Consider the following 16538-nt stretch of genomic DNA (forward strand, 5'->3'; position numbering starts at 1 on the left):
GTCAGTCCGAGGCGTACGCCCAGGACTCGATGATCTCCCTGGCGATCGAAATCGAGCCGGGTAGAAGCAGTTTGGACTCCGAGGCGGCAGCGCTGCTCCAATCACCGATCTCCAGCGCAGCCCGCACCTGCGCCCTGGTGAACCAGTGCGCTTCGGCGATCTCACCGTCGTTGAACGCAAACGGTTCGTCGGGATCGCCGACAGCGTGGAATCCCACCATCAACGACCGCGGAAACGGCCACGGCTGGCTGCCCAGGTAGCGCACGTCGTGCACCGTCAGGCCGACCTCTTCGGCGATCTCGCGGCGCACACACGTCTCGAACGACTCGCCGGCCTCCACAAATCCGGCCAGCAGCGAGAACATCCGGTCCGGCCACACCGTCTGGCGGGCCAGCACCACCCGGTCACCGCCGTCGTGGACCAGGCAGATCACCGCAGGATCGATCCGCGGGAACTCCTCGTGCCCGGTGACGCTGTTGACCCGTGACCACCCGGCTTTGACGGGTGTGGTGGGCGCCCCGTCCACGGAGCTGAACCGGGCACTGTCATGCCAGTTCAGCAGCGCCGTGGCCGAGGCCACCAGCTGCGAACTCACGTCGTCGAAAACCGTTCCGGCACGACGCAAATCGAGGACATGGGAGTCAGCTCCGTCCTGCGGCGGCTCCAACGTCGCGCGGATGGCCCAGACGTGCCTGCCGCCGTCGATCCGACCGAGGAACACCGCGTCGGCCGGCGGCTTGTCACCCAGCCCTGCGGTGGTGCCCAGCACCACGTGCCCGTTGGAGATCAGCACCTGACCCCGGCTGTCGACGCGCAGTACGGCGGCATCGGCCCACCCCGCGATGGCGGCGTCGATATCGGTGCGGAGCTGATCGGAGCGGTCGGCGCCGACCCGGGACAGCAGCGGTACGTTTCGGAGTTGGAAGTCAACCACGGTCATCCTCCGCGCTGCGCACGTAAAGCAGGCGGTCGGTGGCCTCCACGGCATCCACTTCGGGATCGCTGACCTGTTTGAGCTGCCCGTCGCGCACCACACCCAACACGATGTCCTTCAGGTGACGCGGGGACCCGCCGACCTCCTTGGGCTCGACCTCACGTTCGGCGATCGCGAAGCCGGCGTCGGGGGTCAGGAGGTCCTCGATGAGCTCCACCACACTCGGCGTCTGAGTTGCGATCCCCAGTAGTCGGCCCGCCGTCTCCGAGGACACCACCACCGAGTCGGCACCGGATTGCCGCAGCAGGTGCTGGTTCTCCGACTCCCGGATCGAGGCGATGATCTTGGCATTGGGCGCCAGCTCTCGGGCGGTCAGCGTGACCAGCACGGCGGTGGGGTCGCTGTTGGTGGCCACGATGATGGCCGCGGCGTGCTGGGCCCCGGCCAGCCGCAGCACGTCCGAGCGGTTGGCGTCGCCGCGGACGGTGACCAGACCCGCCTGGCTGGCGCGGTCCAGGGAGGCCTGGTCGGTGTCGACGACAACGATCTCGCCGGGTTTCACGTTGTCCCCGACCATCGCGGCAACGGCGGTTTTACCCTTCGTGCCGTAGCCGATGACGATGGTGTGGTTACGCACGGAGTTCCTCCAACGCTGGATCTTGAGGGCTTGGCGCGAGGCCGCAGTGAGCGTTTCGACCGTGGTACCGATGAGCACGATCAGGAACGCCACCCGCAGCGGGGTGATGACCAGGACGTTGACCAGCCGGGCGGTCTCGGTGACCGGGGTGATGTCACCGTAACCGGTGGTCGACAGCGACACCGTGGCGTAGTACAGGCAGTCCAGGAACGACAGCCCTCCCGGAACCGGCGCACTCTCGATGTCGCGATAGCCGTCGCGGTCGAGGTAGACGATCAGCACCGCCGCAAACAGCGCGCCCAAGGCGTAGAACACCCGCATGAAGATCCTGCGGGCCGGGCTGACGAAGTTCTCCGGGATGTGCAGGTACTCGACCAGCGCCGCATCGGGTTTCGCGGTCAGTGCCTCATCGAGACGGCGAAGCCGGCGCCGCAGCCTATTCTTGGCCACAGTGCTCGCTTAGCTGATCCGGACCAGAATCCGGCTCTTCCCTCGGGTCATCCCGGCGCACGACATCATGTAACCATGAAGCTGGAGACATCATGACGTCGAACACCCCCACCGCTGCCGACAAGCGTGCCTACACAATGGCCGCCGGACTCACCGGGATCGGCATCCTGCACTTTGCGGCGCCCAAGCCGTTCGACGGGATCGTTCCCGCCGAGCTGCCTGGCAGCCCACGGTTCTACACGTACGCCTCCGGGGTGGCCGAGCTGGGCACCGCGGCGCTGCTGGTGCCCGCAAAGACCAGACGGCTCGGTGCGTTGGCTGCGGTGTTGCTGTATCTCGGCGTGTTCCCCGGCAACGTCAACATGGTGCGGCTGTGGTGGGACAAGCCGTGGCCGATGCGGCTGGTGGCCCTGGCGCGGCTGCCGATGCAGATCCCGATGATCACGCAGGCGCTGAAGATCCGACGGGAATCCTGACCTACGCGTCTTGACCCACGAGCTCGGCGAGCATGGCCGCATCGGGTAACACCTCCGGTGTGACGGTCTGCCCGCTGCGGACGTAGTGGAACACCGCACGAACCTCGGATTCGGCAACCCCGTACAGCGCCGCGGCCGCCAGCCGATAGACACCGAGCTGGACGGCGGCGTGCTTCTGCGCCTCCTGCCCCGCTGCGGGCACACCGGTTTTCCAGTCCAGCACGGTGATCCCGCCGTCCTTGTCGGAGAACACCGCATCGATGCGTCCCCGCACCACAACCTCACCGACCATCATCTCGAACGGCACCTCGACATCGGTCGGCGTGCGAGACGCCCACGGTGACGCCATGAACGACGCTTGCAGGTCGGCCAGTTCGTCGGCCTCGGCCGCGGCCAACTCCGCGTCCACCGCGCCCGGCAGATCGGCGAGGTCGAACAGACGCTCGGCCCCATAGAATCGCTGCACCCAGTCGTGGAATGCGGTGCCCAACAACGCAAACGGGTCAGGGCGAACCGGCATTCTGCGATGAAACCGGCGGACTGCCGCCGCCCGGTCGCGACCCAACTCCACCAGGTTGCTGACAGACAGTTGCCCGGGCAACACCGTGCTGGGTTGCCACGGCGTGCGCTCGCGTTCGGCCAGGAGTGCGTCGACATCGGCAGACCACTCGTTGTCTCCCGCGGGTGCGCCGGCACTCATCGCGGCCTGCACCAGCGCCGCGCCGCTCTCGATGTCCGTGCGGTGATCCGCCGCCGGATCAACCGGCCACAGCGCCTCGATCACGGTGTCTCGCAACGGGTTCGACTCGCCCTCGGCGGGTTCTGCCGCCCAGTGCTCGACCACCCCGCAGGGCCGGCCTTCTGCTGCTGCGGTGTCGATGATGTCCTTCAGTTCGATCAGGAACTCCGATGGGCCGCGCGGCTTGCTTTCGGTGGCACCCCAGTGGTGCCCAGACAGCAGCAGCGTGTCCTCGGCGCGAGTGATGGCGACGTAGAGCAGCCTGCGCTCTTCGTCCACCCGACGCTGGTCGAGCTGGCTGCGGTGCGCGGTAACGGTGTCGGACAGCTGCTTTCGATTGGTGACCGCCGACGTGTCCAGAACCGGCACCCCGTGGTCACCCAAACCGGCCCGGTCACCGCGCAGCAGCGGTGGCAACTCGCCGGCATCGGTGAGCCAGGTGCTGCGCGCCGCGGTGGACGGGAACACCCGCCCCGCCAGGTGCGGGACGGCGACGACCTGCCATTCCAGCCCCTTGGCGGCATGCACGGTGAGAATCTGCACGCGGTCACTGGCCACCGTGAGCTCCGCCGGCGCCAACCCGTTCTCGACCTCCCGGGCGGCGTCCAGATACGCCAGCAATCCCGCGATGTCGTTGCCAGCGCCGGTGGCGCCGCGGGCAGCGTACGCATCGACGACATCGGCGAAGGCGTCGAGTTGTTCACTGCCGGTCCGGCCGTCAGCGCCAGTGGGGACGGCCATGGCCTCGACGTCGATCCCGGAGACCCGGCGGACCTCGGCCACCAGATCCGACACCGAGTAGCCGAGGTGGGCGCGCAGCGTGGTCAATTCCTCACCGAGCGCGGTGATCCGCCGATACCCAGCCTGCGAATACGCTTCGGCCGCGCCCGGATCACAGATGGCGTCGGCCAGGCATGCGGTGTCGGCATCCGGAGCCAACTGCGCGACGATCTCGCCCACGTCGGGGGTGCCGGGCACCGGTGTCACCACCAGCTGGCGGGCGCGGCGCCACAGCGCGGCGATATCGGCGCCACCCAGCCGCCACCGGGGCCCGGTCAGCACCCGCATGGCAGCGGCACCGGACGCCGGGTCGGCCACCAACCGCAGCATCGCCACCACATCGGCAACCTCTTCGACGGCCAACAGTCCGGCGAGACCGACCACCTCGACGGGGACCCCGCGGGCCCGCAGCGCGACAGCCATGGGCGCGGCATCGGCGTTGCGACGCACCAGGACTGCCGCGGTGGGTGGCGGCGCACCCGCGTCCGCGGCCTCCCGGTACCGACCCGCGATGTGGTCGGCCACCCAGTCGCGTTCGGCTTCCACGTCGGACAGCAGTGCGCACCGCACCGTGCCCTCGTCGGCGTCCGGGCGGGCGCGCAACTCACGCACCGCCACCGACCGTTGCCGCGCCTCTTCGGAGATGGCGTTGGCAACTCGCAGCGTGCTGGGCGGATTACGCCAGCTGGTGCGCAGTTCGAGGGTGGGTGCCGGAGTGCCGTCGGCGTACGGGAAATCGGTGGTGAAGCGGGGCAGGTTGGTGGCCGAGGCACCGCGCCAGCCGTAGATGGACTGGATGGGGTCACCGACGGCGGTGAGCGCCAGACCGTCATCGGCGCCGCCGCCGAACAACCCGGACAGTGCCACTCGCTGGGCGTGGCCGGTGTCCTGGTACTCGTCGAGCAGCACGACCCGGAACCGTTGCCGCAACTGCTCGCCCACCTGGGGGTGCTCAGAGGCCAACCGAGCCGCTGCGGACATCTGCATGCCGAAGTCCATGGCCTTCTCGGCCCGCAGCCGCTGGTGCAATGCGTCGATCAGCGGAACCAATTCGGCGCGGTCGGTCTGGGCGGTGGACAGGCGCAGCAGCCACTGGCTGGGGCCGCGATCGCGTTGGTAGGGCGCAGCGGGCAAGGTGTGCACCAGCCGTTCCAGTTCGACGTGGGTGTCGCGCAGTTGATCCGTACTGACCAGGTGCTCGGCGAGTTGCCCGGACAACCGCAGCACCATCGCCGTGACGGCGGCCGGGGTCTTTGTGGTGTCGAGGTCACCCGGATAGCTGCACACCACGTCGTAGGCCAGTTGCCACAGTTCGGTCTCAGAGAGCAGTCTGCTGTCCGGCTCGACCGGCAGCAGCAACCCGTGCTCACGCAGCAGCGTCCCCGCAAACGCATGATAGGTGCTCACCGTGACCGGATCAGCGGATTCGATTGCCGCCAAACCTGTTCCGGCGAGCCGGCTCAGCCGCGAACGCACGCGGCGCAACAGCTGGCCCGCCGCCTTGCGGGTGAAGGTCAAGCCGAGTACCTGACCGGGGTGGGCGAACCCGTTGGCGACCAGCCACACCACCCTGGCGGCCATGGTCTCGGTTTTGCCCGCACCGGCTCCGGCGATGACCACCAGCGGGCCCGGCGCAGCCGAGATGACCGCGGCCTGCTCATCGGTGGGACGTGGAAGACCGAGGGCGGCAGCAAGTTCCGCCGGTTGGTAGCGCACTTCGACACTGGTCATGCTTGCTCCTTACCGACCTTGTGCGCCGGGCAGAACGGTTGTATGGGGCAGTGTCCACACCCGTCGTTGACCCGGGCGACGTACTGCGGGCCCGCTGTGGCCGCGGCCGCTGCCCGAACCTGTGCGCGCCACTGCTCGCGGGTCTGCGGTGCCATCGGGTCCTGCACACGTTCGGCGGCGCCGCCGGCGGTGGATTTACCGACGTACACCAGGCGTGCACCGCCGGGTGTCGCCTCGCCGGGGAGCACACCTTCGGCGATGGCCAGTTGGTACAACGCCATCTGCGCGTGCTTCTGCGCATCGTCCTTGCTGACCGGGGTCTTGCCGGTTTTCACGTCGACCACGACCAGCCGGCCCTCGGCGTCGCGTTCCAGCCGGTCGACGCGGCCACGGACCCGGACTCCCGGCCCGTCGTCGTCGGCGGCAGCCACGTCACCGTCGATGTCCACCTCGACGCCGACTTCGGTGAGCTCGCGGCGGGTCTGGCTGTGCCATTCGGTGAATGCGCCCAGCATCTCCCGGTGGCGCGCCAGTTCGTTGCGGGCGAACCACTGCGCCTCGAATGGCAGTTCCTGCCAGATGGCGTCGAGGTCGGCATTGAGCTGATTCTCGGTGCGTCCCGGCTGGGCGATCAACGCATGCACCAATGTTCCTATGGTGGACCGTAATTCGCGAGCATCGGCGCCACCGTGGCGTTCCAGCAGCCACCGCAGCGGGCAGTCCTGCAGGGTCTGCAGCGTCGACGGCGACAGTGTCACGGTGTGCTGGTCCCCGCTCCACAGCGGGTCACGGGTGCTCAGGGGTGTCATGGCGTACCAGCCGGCTGGGTCGGCACCGGGGACACCGGCCTTGGCCAGCCGCGCCAGCTGGGCCGCGGCGCCGGCGCGGGTGTGCTGGTCCACTGCCTCGGCGGGAGCACAAACCACAGCCCGCAACCGCCCCACCACCGCCGGTACGGACAGCACCGCAGGCGCCGCGACCGGTTCCAGCGTCACCTCGTCATCTCCCTTTGAGCTGGCGTATACGGCCAGCTCAGCGAAGAACGGTGACGGGATGGCCAGTCCGTCGGCGTCACTGCCCTCGCCTTCCACCGCGGTGACCACCAGCCGACGCCGGGCCCGGCCCGCGGCGGTGATGAGCAGGCGTCGTTCCTCGGCGACCAGCGGAGCGGTGACCGAGACGGCGTCACCGATGCCGTCGAGGGTGTCCAGCAGCCGCTGGGTGCCCAGAACGCCGCCGCGCGGAACGGTGTTGGGCCACAGCCCTTCCTGCAGGCCGGCGATGACCACCAGGTCCCACTCCCCGTCGATGGCCTGATGCGGGCTCACGATGCTGATGGCCTCGGGCGGTGCGACGGGCTCAGCCACCCGGACCGGCAGTCCGAGGCTGTCGACGTGGCGGACCAGACCCGCCACCGAGGCGCCCGCGGTGTGCGAGACGTAGGAATCGGTGACGGCGAACAGCTCGGTCACGTTGTCGAGGTCCGCCGAGGCACGCGCCCCGCCGGCCCCACCGCGTTCACTGAGCGTCAACAGCCGCCGCTGCAGGCCGGACCGGTGCCAGGCCTCCCACAGGACCGACCGCGGATCCTGCTGCTGCCCACCGGTAACCGCATCGAGCACCGAGCGGACGCGCCGCAGCGGCCGGGCATGCGCAGGCGCCAGCCCGTCCGGAATCCCGTCGCGCAGGGTCGCTGCCAGCAAGTCACCCACGGTGGAGAGCCCGGCGTTGTCGAATCGGCGGAGTGACCTGCGCAGCTGGCGCAGCGAGACCGGATCGACGCGGCCGATGGGCCCGGTGAGCAGAAGTTGAGCCTGTTCGCCGGTGAGTTCACCTGCACCAGCGGCCAGGGCCGTGAGCAGCGCTCGCACCACCGCATTGTCGGCCAGGGGTGCGCGGGTGGACGGCGGCGCCACCGGCACACCGGCCGCGGCCAGGATGCGGGGCAGGCCCGCCACCCGCGGCACCGACCGCACGACAACCGCCATCTGCGACCAGGGGATGCCGTCGAGTAGATGGGCACGACGCAGTACATCGGCGATGAGCGTGGCCTGCGCATGGTCGGATGCGGCCAGCAACGCGCTGACCGAACCTGGCTGCTCACCGCTGCCGTTGATGACGCGGGCCGGACCCGCACCCGGCAGGCGCGCAGCCAGACCGTTGACGGCGGTGGCCACCGCCGGGGAGCAGCGGTGACTGACCTGCAGCTCGATGGTGGGTGAGTCGCCGCCGAGCAACAGGGCCGGGTCGGCACCACGGAAGCCGAACACCGACTGATTGGGATCACCGGCGAGCACGGTGAGCTCGGCACCCGCCGACAGCGCCCGGACCAGGTGCGCAGCTTGGGGATCCAGGTGTTGGGCGTCGTCGACCAGCAGGGTGCCGATGCGGGCGTGTTCGGAGGTCAGCAGGTCCGGATCGGTGGCGAACGCCTCCAATGCCGCGCCCACCAGTTCAGCGGCACCGAGCGCCGGGACGGTGGCCTGCGGGGCGGCCATACCGACTGCCGAGCGCAGCAGCATCACCTGCTCGTACTGCTGGGCGAACCTGCCGGCGGCCGTCCACTCCGGGCGCCGCGCCGACCGTCCCAGCCGCTGCAGCTGCTGCGGGTCGATGCCACGTTCCGCGCAGCGCGCCAACAAGTCCCGCAACTCGGTGGCGAAGCCCGCCGTACCGAGTGCGGGGCGCAGCTGCTGCGGCCAGAACAGCGCACCGTCTTCGAGGTCACCCTCGAGCAGCTCTCGGATGATGCCGTCCTGCTCGGCGCTGGTGATCAGCCGCGGCGGCGGATCACCAGCGCGCTGAGCCGCCAGCCGCAAGACCGCGAAGGCATAGGCGTGCAAGGAGCGCACCAACGGCTGACGGACCACGCTGCGCTGCTCAGGATCGGCACTTGCGGACAGCAGAGCCGACGTGAGCTGGGCACGCAACCGGCCACCCGGGCGACCGGAACCGGTGAGCAACAGCACAGATTCGGTGTCCACCCCCGCAGAGATGCGTGCCACCGCGGTGTCCACCAGCAGGCTGCTCTTTCCCGTGCCTGCCCCACCGAGAACACGGACCACGCCCTGGCATTCCGGATGCAGCAGCGCCGACGCCGGGGCAGGCCAGCGACGGGTGAGGCCCTGGGCGGCGGAGGTGGATGCGGTCATGCGGGAATGACACCACGGGGGTCCGACAAGTCGGTGCGAGCTGGCACCATCATGGATGTGACCCGCCAACTCCATGTGCATCGATACGGACCGGACGGCCCGCCCCATGTCCTGGCCATCCACGGCCTGACCGGCCACGGCCGTCGATGGGAGCACCTGGCCACCCGTCACCTGCCGGAAGTGACGGTGCTGGCCCCTGACCTGCTCGGGCACGGCCGTTCATCCTGGGCCGCACCGTGGACCATCGACGAGAACGCCGCCGCCCTCGGCGGATTGCTCTCCGAACCCGTTGTGGTGGTGGGCCACTCGTTCGGCGGCGCCATCGCCCTGCACCTGGCCGCCACCCGTCCGGACGTGGTGGCCGGGCTGGTACTGCTGGATCCGGCGGTGGGTCTCGACGGTGAGTGGATGCGTGAGATCGCCGACGCCATGTTCGCCTCCCCCGACTACCCGGACCGCGCCGAGGCCCGCGCCGAGAAGCGCAACGGCTCCTGGGCCGACGTCGACGACGCCCAACTCGACAGCGAACTGGACGAACACCTACTCACGCTGCCGAACGGCCGGCTCGGCTGGCGCATCAGCGTGCCTGCAACAATGTCGTACTGGAGTGAGCTGGCCCGGCCGGCGTCGTTGCCGGACAAGCCGATTCCCACTGTGCTGGTGCGCGCCACCAGGACATCGCCGCCCTATGTGACCGATCAGCTGGTGGCGGGTCTGCGCCAGAGGCTCGGTGCGGCATTCGAACTGGTGGACATGGACTGTGATCACATGGTGTCGCAGGCCAAACCCGCGAAGACAGCCGCCGTCATCCGTCGGGTCCTGGAGAACTGAGCCGTGGCACCCATCACCGACGACCAGGTGGAGCGGGTGCGTGCGCTGGTGGCATCCATCCCGCCGGGCAAGGTGTCCACCTATGGTGACATCGCCTCAGCGGCAGAGCTTTCCAGCCCGCGCATCGTCGCATGGATCATGCGCACCGACTCCTCGGATCTGCCCTGGCACCGCGTGATCAGGAGCTCGGGTCGTCCGGCGCCGCACCTGGCCACCCGTCAGCTGGAGAGGTTGCGGGCCGAGGGTGTGCTGGCCGACGACGGCCGCATTCCGTTGCGTGAGGTCAGACACGTTTTCTGAGCCTTGCCGCCCGGCCGTCACCCCGGCTCCTTGGCAGCCGCGTCCTCGACCGGGCTAAACAGCCAGGCGCACCAGCGCGGCGGTACGCGCCAGGCCGGGAAACGCTGCCGCGGTGGACCTGGGGTGCAGAGCGTGAACCGCCAGTCGGAACATCAACGCCCGCAACAACATCTGCGGAAACTCCGGCAGGGCACTCCACCGTTCGATGAGACCGTCGTCGGCCTCACCCCAGGCCAGGGCGTCCACGACGGCGACACCGGCCGCCCACGACGTGGGCCGCCAATAGGGGGTGATGTCCGTGATACCAGGCGCGGCAGTGCCAGCGAACAGCACCGTGCCGAACAGGTCACCGTGCACCAGCTGATTCGGGCTTTTGGTCGGCTTGCGCAGGGCGGCGAGCTGATTGATCAGGTCGATCGAGCGTTGCCCGTCCGCCGATCCCGGCGACACCCGCGCACCGGCCGGCAACGAGTGCAGCGGGCGTTCCTCCCAGGCGGCGCGGTCAGCGGCGATGAAGACGTCGACGTCGCCCCACGGCGCGACCGGAGGCTGGGTCAGGAAGCGGGGACGTTCCAGCGTGGCTGTGGCTTCGTGGAGGCGGACGGCGGCCGAGATCACCTCGTCGTGGCGCGGTTCCGGCGTGCCGGCGACGTAGGTGTCACCACGCCAGCCGGCCACCACGTAGCGGCCGTCGGTGGAGCGCACCGGACGGGCCAGTCGCACCCCGTCGACAAACAGCGTCTCGCGAACCTTCGCCGACCATGCGGCCCGCGCGTGATCGGCCACCATGGACAGCACCACTTCGCCGCAGCGCCAGCCACCTTCCCACGTCGAACCCAGTGGCGCCGGTCTAGCTCCCCCGAGCCCGAAGGCCGCCAACACATGATCCGGCGGCACATCGACAGTCATGGGGCTCAGCCTATCGTCGCCACCCCGCCGAACTGGCCCGCTGATCAGCGTGTGCCGATTTCGTGTCGAAGCGGTGACGTGCGGTAGGGCACATCCCTGCGGCCGACCAGGCCCGGACCCACCCAACAGGCGAGAGAACCGTCAGTACGTGACCATGTCCGGTTCGATCTGGTTCGCCCACGCCGCGATACCGCCCTGGACGTGTACCGCGTCGGAGAAGCCTGCCTTCTTCGCAATGGCCAGCACCTCGGCTGACCGGACGCCGGTCTTGCAGTAGAACACCGGCATTCGGTCGACGGCCAACTTCGACAACGCCTCGCCGTTCTCGAACGTGCCCTTGGGCACCAGCTCCGCGCCCTGAATGTGGTTGATGTCCCACTCGACGGGTTCACGCACGTCGATCAAGGCGATGTTCTTGCCGGAGTCCAGCATCTCGCGCAACTCGCGGGGAGTGATCGTGGAGCCGGCCGCAGCGGCCGCGGCGTCCTCGCTCACCACACCACAGAAGGCTTCGTAGTCGATCAGCTCGGTGATCTTGGGCGTCGCCGGGTCCTTGCGGATCTTGATGGTGCGATACGTCATGTCGAGCGCGTCGTAGACCATCAGTCGGCCCAACAGGGTGTCGCCGATGCCGGTGATCAGCTTGATGGCCTCGGTGCCCATCACCGACGCGATGGAGGCACAGAGTATGCCGAGCACACCGCCCTCGGCGCACGACGGCACCATCCCCGGTGGCGGCGGTTCGGGATAGAGGTCGCGGTAGTTCAGCCCCAGGCCGTCGGGGGCGTCCTCCCAGAACACCGACACCTGACCTTCGAACCGGTAGATCGAGCCCCATACGTAGGGCTTGCCCGCCAACACGGCGGCGTCGTTGACCAGGTAGCGGGTGGCGAAGTTGTCGGTCCCGTCGAGGATCAGGTCGTACTGCTTGAACAAGTTGACGGCGTTGTCGGGCTCCAGGCGCAGCTCATGCAGGCGGACCTCGACGAACGGGTTGACCTCACGCACCGAGTCGCGGGCACTCTGCGCCTTGGAGCGGCCGATGTCGGACTGGCCGTGGATGATCTGGCGCTGCAGGTTGGACTCGTCGACCACGTCGAATTCGACGATGCCGATGGTGCCGACACCCGCGGCGGCCAGGTAGAGCAGGGTGGGCGAACCCAGGCCTCCGGCCCCGATGACGAGGACGCGGGCATTCTTCAGCCGCTTCTGCCCGTCGAGACCCAGGTCCGGAATGATCAGATGCCGGCTGTAACGCGAAACCTCTTCGCGGGTCAGTTCGGCTGCTGGCGCTACCAGCGGCGGCAACGGCGACACCGTTATCTCCTCGATTGCACGGATTGATACGCCCGACTCACGTCGAGTCCTATCAACAACCGTAATCGTCCTCCACTGCTTCCCGAGAATCCGGCGATGCGCCGAGATTGCACGAAGATCTGATCGCAGATCAGGCGATGGGATACGGCCAGGGGTTGAACCGGCACGTCAGGCCGTTGGCGGGAATGGCCCCAGGGTCGAACAGGGTGTTGTCGTTGTTAGAGGTGGAGAACGTCTGCTGCATCATGATGGGCGCCAGATCGCCGTTGCCCGGGCAGGGCTCGTGTTGCTGGTAGCCGATGGCATGACCGACCTCATGGTTGATCAGGTACTGCCGGTAGGACCCGACGTCCCCCTGGAAGGGCACCGCGCCGCGCACCCACCGCGCCTCGTTGATGAACACGCGCGGCTGGGGGGCGGCACCGGGGCTGGGGCTGTAGGCCGGGTTGAAGCAGGACGTCTCGATCTGGATCTCGTAACCGCAGCCCTGTCGGATGGTCATCGGCGACGTCAGCGAGACTCGGAAGTCGGGTTCCACCGTCGACGTGGCGTCGGTGCGGACGAACGCGAACTGCGGATTGTGCACCCAGCTCTTGGGATTCGACAAGGTCTGGCTGACCATCTGGGCGAATCCGTCATCACCACCGAACGACGTGGTGTCCAGGCCGTCCTCGACTTCGACGGTGTAGGTGAAGACCTTCGCGGTGCCCTGCCCCACCTGCGGCTCGGTCCCCGGCACCACATGCCAGGTGTTGGCCCCGGCCTCGGTGAAGGGACCGCCCGCGGGCAGGATCCCGGTGGGCAGGTTGGCGTCGAACTGCGTCAGGCCCTTCGGCGGAGCACCGATGATGGCGGTGGATTCGACACCGATGGTGGGCGGCCCCTGCACCGGTTCCTCCACGGCTGCCGGCGTCTGCGTCTCGGTTCCAGTGATGGTCTGGTAGACCACCAACACCGTGACCACCATGAGGATCGGCAGCGCGTAAGCGCGCCACCCATAGGTGGAGATGAAGCGTCCGAGCCAGGTCTGCTTGCGCCACTGCTGACGTTCGTCGCGGTTGGACCGAGCCCGTCCGGAATCCTCGGCCAACGGATCACGCTGGGCACGCAGCGGCTCGCGCCACTCGCTGTGCACCACAGGTGCACGACTGGGCCCGCGACGCCCTGGGTCGAAGGTCACCGACCCAGGATGGCATAGACGCGCGCGCAGACGGTTCCCGGCGCGCCCGGGACAAACTCCCGAGCCGACGTTTCGTGGGTTCTGCGCCCGCGGGTAGTAATGTCGACGCGATGGGCCCGCACCTTCTGGCCTGGCACGAAATCAGATAGAGGACTTGATGAGCGAGCTCGCCAATTCGACACGACGGCGGGGCGTCAATGCGTCCGAGGGAGACCGACCAACGACCACCAGGCGCGGCAGCAGGCTTCCCCGCGACGAACGTCGCGGACAGCTACTGGTCGCCGCCAGTGAGGTCTTCGTGGACCGCGGCTACCACGCCGCGGGCATGGATGAAATCGCCGACCGTGCCGGGGTCAGCAAACCTGTTCTCTACCAGCATTTCTCGAGCAAACTCGAGCTGTACCTCGCGGTACTGGCCCAACATGTGGACAACATGGTGTCCAGCGTGCGCCAGGCGCTGCGCACCACCACCGACAACCGCCTCCGGGTGCGGGCCGCTGTGCAGGCGTTCTTCGAGTTCATCGAGCAGGACGGCCAGGGCTACCGGCTGATCTTCGAGAACGATTACGTGACCGAACCGCAGGTATCGCTGCAGGTGAAGGTGGCCACCGAGGCGTGCACCGACGCGGTGTTCGACCTCATCAGCCACGACTCCGGACTGGAGCCGCACCGGGCCCGGATGATCGCCGTAGGCCTGGTGAGCATCAGCGTCGACTCAGCGCGTTACTGGCTCGACAACGACCGCCCCATTTCCCGGGAAGACGCCATCGAAGGCACCGTCCAGTTCATCTGGGGCGGTCTGTCGCACGTGCCTCTTACTCGTTCGTGATCGGCGGCGTCACCGGACCACTGCCGACACCGAAGCCGACCCGACGACTGTCCGCGGCGCCCAGTTCGACGTAGGCCACCCGAGCGGCCTGGATCAGGAACCGACGGCCCTTCTCATCGGTGAGGCTCAGCACCCCGTCGCCCGCCGTCAGCGCGCTGGTCACCTGCTTCTCCAGCGCATCGGGTGTCGCCGCGCTGATGAACACAATCTCGCGCGGGCTGTCCGTGACACCGATCTTGACCTCCACGCTGGACCCTTTCTTCGACAAGCGGTTACGCAAGAAGGCTAGTGGACACCGCGGCAGCACTTCACATCACGGCGTTCGCGGTCAGCGAAGTGGGTCCCGACCTGCCGCGATAGTGATCCGATTGATATCAAATCGTCCACATCCCGGGTCCGTTGGGCATCTCGACGCCGATACGCTGAAGTGAAGAAAGTGACGTATGTGGCGAAAGTGAAAGGTTGCGCCGGCGGTGATCCGATGAGCAAACCGTATTGGAGTGGCGCGAACGGCCGGGGGAACTACTTCCTCGATGACCCGTTCGACGACGACGCACCGACCGGCGGCATCCGGACCCAAGAGCGCTACAACGACGGCTTCTACAGCAACGGCGGGTACCGGACCACCGACGAGTACCGCCATGGGCAGGATTACCACGACTACGACGAGTACGACGACGAAGACGAAGACGGCGTTTACTACCACTCCGACACCCGCTGGCGCCTGGTGGCCGGCATGGCCGTTGCGGTGCTGCTGGCCGCGGTGTTGGCGATCGTGCTGGTGATGCGCAGCGACGAGACCGAACCGACGGCGCAGACCGGTGACGCCCCGGCCACCTCGACGGCACCGCGGACCGTCGTGGCGACCATCCCGCCCAGCCCGGCACCGCTTCCGCCGGCCCAGCTCTCCCCCGAGACGGTCGTCACCATCACCACGACGCCGCCCGCGCCGCCGATCACCGCCGCCGCTCCTGCGCCGCCGGAGACCATTCCGGCGCCCGAGGCCGCCGCTCCCCCGCCGGCACCTGCCCCCGACCCACGCACCGTCACGTACACGGTCACCGGCACAAAGCAGTTGATCGACCTGGTGAGCGTCATCTACACCGACGAACAGGGCCTGCCTCGCACCGAGGTGAACGTGGCTCTGCCGTGGACCAAGACGTTGGTGCTGAATCCCGGTGTGGAGTTCGAATCCGTGACCGCCACCAGCCTCACCGGTCAGCTGAACTGTGTGATCACCGATGCCGCGGGCACTCCGGTGGCGGCACAGAACAACAACTCGATGATCGCGACCTGCACCGGCTAGCCCGGTCGACGAAGCGGGCCTTGCGTGGGGACATCGCCAGCGAAGTGAGGGGCTGAATCCTCAGCTCAAGCCGAGCTCGCTCATGCGGTCGGCATGGGTGCGCTGCAACCGGTCGAAAAACCCGGACATCTGACCGAGACCACCGGTGCTGGCCAACACCAGATCCACCAGCTCGTCACGGTCGGCCAGGACGTACTGCGCCTGCGTGATGGCCTCCCCCAACAGCCGCCGCGACCACAGCGCCAGACGGCTGCGCTGTCTGTCGCTGGCAGCCACCGCGGCGCGCACCTCGTCCACCACGAACTGTGAATGCCCAGTTTCCGAGAGCACACCACGCACCACATCGGCGATCTCGGCAGGCAGCACACCAGCAATCTCGAGGTAGAAGTCGGCGGCCAGCGCATCGCCCACATACGTCTTGACCAACGCCTCGAGCCACGTACTCGGTGTGGTCAACCGGTGGTAGTTCTCCAGCGCAGAGGCATACCGCGCCATCGCGGGCACCACGTCCACTCCGCGGCGCTCCAACGCTTCCCGCAGCAGCTCGTAGTGGCCCATCTCCGCGGCCGCCATGCGGGCCATGCTGATTCGGCCATTGAGATGAGGCGCCATCCGCGCCTCTTCGGTGAGCCGGTAGAACGCGGCCACTTCCCCGTAAGCCAGTAGTGCGAACAACTCGTTGACACCCGGATGATCGGCGGTCAACGCCGCGGCAGGCTCACTGGGAGCCAGTTCACCGGACCCCGCGGCGGGCTGCGTCGAGCTCATGGACTCACTGTAGTTCCTGGCACTCAGGGGCCGTGCCGAAGACGCCGTCACCGCGGTGAATCGGGTCATGGCTTGCACAACCAGCTACCATGGGAAGAGGCAGAGGCGTTTTCCCGCTTCTTCCTAGGTAATGTGCGTGCACGCAGTTGTCCCTACCGGTGACCACTGTCATCGCACTGGGCCCAGCGAATCGGCTCGC

14 protein-coding genes are annotated in these 16538 nt (G+C 68.1%); 5 read left to right on the plus strand and 9 right to left on the minus strand.

What is annotated here, in order from left to right:
* Nucleotide 1: 1 nt before the first annotated feature.
* Both nudC and BVC93_RS01885 read right to left on the minus strand, forming a co-directional pair.
* Nucleotides 2-940, minus strand: coding sequence for an NAD(+) diphosphatase (gene nudC, locus BVC93_RS01880; protein WP_083735687.1), 939 nt, complete (start codon nucleotides 938-940; stop codon nucleotides 2-4).
* Nucleotides 927-2021, minus strand: a complete 1095-nt coding sequence (locus BVC93_RS01885) for a potassium channel family protein (RefSeq protein ID WP_083735688.1) — start codon at nucleotides 2019-2021, stop codon at nucleotides 927-929. The genes nudC and BVC93_RS01885 overlap by 14 nt, the downstream gene beginning before the upstream one ends.
* Before the next feature lie 92 nt (nucleotides 2022-2113).
* Here BVC93_RS01885 and BVC93_RS01890 point away from each other — a divergent pair, with 92 nt between their 5' ends.
* Nucleotides 2114-2497, plus strand: a complete 384-nt coding sequence (locus BVC93_RS01890) for a DoxX family protein (protein ID WP_083735689.1) — start codon at nucleotides 2114-2116, stop codon at nucleotides 2495-2497.
* Between the two features lies 1 nt (nucleotide 2498).
* Here BVC93_RS01890 and BVC93_RS01895 read toward each other — a convergent pair whose 3' ends face one another.
* Both BVC93_RS01895 and BVC93_RS01900 read right to left on the minus strand, forming a co-directional pair.
* Nucleotides 2499-5747: a UvrD-helicase domain-containing protein gene (locus tag BVC93_RS01895; RefSeq protein ID WP_083735690.1), complete on the minus strand. Its 3249-nt coding sequence runs from the start codon at nucleotides 5745-5747 to the stop codon at nucleotides 2499-2501.
* Entirely contained in the window at nucleotides 5744-8899 is a 3156-nt protein-coding gene (locus BVC93_RS01900; RefSeq protein ID WP_083735691.1) for an ATP-dependent helicase, read from the minus strand. The genes BVC93_RS01895 and BVC93_RS01900 overlap by 4 nt, the downstream gene beginning before the upstream one ends.
* A gap of 51 nt (nucleotides 8900-8950) precedes the next feature.
* On the opposite strand from BVC93_RS01900, the gene BVC93_RS01905 reads away from it, so the two are divergent.
* Nucleotides 8951-9730: an alpha/beta fold hydrolase gene (locus tag BVC93_RS01905; protein ID WP_442929008.1), complete on the plus strand. Its 780-nt coding sequence runs from the start codon at nucleotides 8951-8953 to the stop codon at nucleotides 9728-9730.
* A 3-nt stretch (nucleotides 9731-9733) separates the two neighbouring features.
* Nucleotides 9734-10030, plus strand: a complete 297-nt coding sequence (locus tag BVC93_RS01910) for an MGMT family protein (protein WP_083735693.1) — start codon at nucleotides 9734-9736, stop codon at nucleotides 10028-10030.
* Nucleotides 10031-10084: 54 nt separating this feature from the next.
* Here BVC93_RS01910 and BVC93_RS01915 read toward each other — a convergent pair whose 3' ends face one another.
* The 3 genes from BVC93_RS01915 to BVC93_RS01925 form a co-directional block, all read right to left on the minus strand.
* Nucleotides 10085-10939 carry a TIGR02569 family protein gene (locus BVC93_RS01915; protein WP_083735694.1) on the minus strand — a complete coding sequence of 285 codons (855 nt, stop codon included), beginning with the start codon at nucleotides 10937-10939 and terminating at the stop codon, nucleotides 10085-10087.
* Nucleotides 10940-11080: 141 nt separating this feature from the next.
* Nucleotides 11081-12247, minus strand: a complete 1167-nt coding sequence (gene moeZ / locus BVC93_RS01920; protein WP_192860338.1) for an adenylyltransferase/sulfurtransferase MoeZ — start codon at nucleotides 12245-12247, stop codon at nucleotides 11081-11083.
* 139 nt (nucleotides 12248-12386) lie between these two features.
* Complete coding sequence (locus BVC93_RS01925; protein WP_083735696.1) at nucleotides 12387-13436, minus strand: DUF3152 domain-containing protein; 1050 nt, start codon at nucleotides 13434-13436, stop codon at nucleotides 12387-12389.
* A gap of 157 nt (nucleotides 13437-13593) precedes the next feature.
* On the opposite strand from BVC93_RS01925, the gene BVC93_RS01930 reads away from it, so the two are divergent.
* On the plus strand, nucleotides 13594-14265 hold the full coding sequence (locus BVC93_RS01930; RefSeq protein WP_083735697.1) for a TetR/AcrR family transcriptional regulator: 672 nt from the start codon (nucleotides 13594-13596) through the stop codon (nucleotides 14263-14265).
* Here BVC93_RS01930 and BVC93_RS01935 read toward each other — a convergent pair.
* Nucleotides 14252-14512, minus strand: coding sequence for a DUF3107 domain-containing protein (locus tag BVC93_RS01935; RefSeq protein WP_083735698.1), 261 nt, complete (start codon nucleotides 14510-14512; stop codon nucleotides 14252-14254). The genes BVC93_RS01930 and BVC93_RS01935 overlap by 14 nt on opposite strands.
* Before the next feature lie 234 nt (nucleotides 14513-14746).
* Here BVC93_RS01935 and BVC93_RS32915 point away from each other — a divergent pair, with 234 nt between their 5' ends.
* Nucleotides 14747-15571 (plus strand): hypothetical protein, encoded by an 825-nt coding sequence (locus BVC93_RS32915; protein WP_157516739.1) that lies wholly within the window; start codon nucleotides 14747-14749, stop codon nucleotides 15569-15571.
* A 60-nt stretch (nucleotides 15572-15631) separates the two neighbouring features.
* Here BVC93_RS32915 and BVC93_RS01950 read toward each other — a convergent pair whose 3' ends face one another.
* The gene (locus BVC93_RS01950) at nucleotides 15632-16339 is read right to left on the minus strand and encodes a ferritin-like fold-containing protein (RefSeq protein ID WP_083740724.1); all 708 of its coding nucleotides are present in this window, start codon (nucleotides 16337-16339) and stop codon (nucleotides 15632-15634) included.
* Nucleotides 16340-16538 lie beyond the last annotated feature (199 nt).

It is taken from the genome of Mycobacterium sp. MS1601 (assembly GCF_001984215.1).
In the GTDB taxonomy this organism is placed as follows: domain Bacteria; phylum Actinomycetota; class Actinomycetes; order Mycobacteriales; family Mycobacteriaceae; genus Mycobacterium.

Bases quoted from the DNA above. Each gene is read 5' to 3' on its own strand.
- BVC93_RS01915 (WP_083735694.1), bottom strand. From the start codon at position 10,939: ATGACTGTCGATGTGCCGCCGGATCATGTGTTGGCGGCCTTCGGGCTC.
- BVC93_RS01895 (WP_083735690.1), bottom strand. From the start codon at position 5,747: ATGACCAGTGTCGAAGTGCGCTACCAACCGGCGGAACTTGCTGCCGCC.
- BVC93_RS01950 (WP_083740724.1), bottom strand. From the start codon at position 16,339: ATGAGCTCGACGCAGCCCGCCGCGGGGTCCGGTGAACTGGCTCCCAGT.
- nudC (WP_083735687.1), bottom strand. From the start codon at position 940: ATGACCGTGGTTGACTTCCAACTCCGAAACGTACCGCTGCTGTCCCGG.
- BVC93_RS01900 (WP_083735691.1), bottom strand. From the start codon at position 8,899: ATGACCGCATCCACCTCCGCCGCCCAGGGCCTCACCCGTCGCTGGCCT.
- BVC93_RS01890 (WP_083735689.1), top strand. From the start codon at position 2,114: ATGACGTCGAACACCCCCACCGCTGCCGACAAGCGTGCCTACACAATG.
- BVC93_RS01905 (WP_442929008.1), top strand. From the start codon at position 8,951: ATGGATGTGACCCGCCAACTCCATGTGCATCGATACGGACCGGACGGC.
- BVC93_RS32915 (WP_157516739.1), top strand. From the start codon at position 14,747: ATGAGCAAACCGTATTGGAGTGGCGCGAACGGCCGGGGGAACTACTTC.
- BVC93_RS01930 (WP_083735697.1), top strand. From the start codon at position 13,594: ATGAGCGAGCTCGCCAATTCGACACGACGGCGGGGCGTCAATGCGTCC.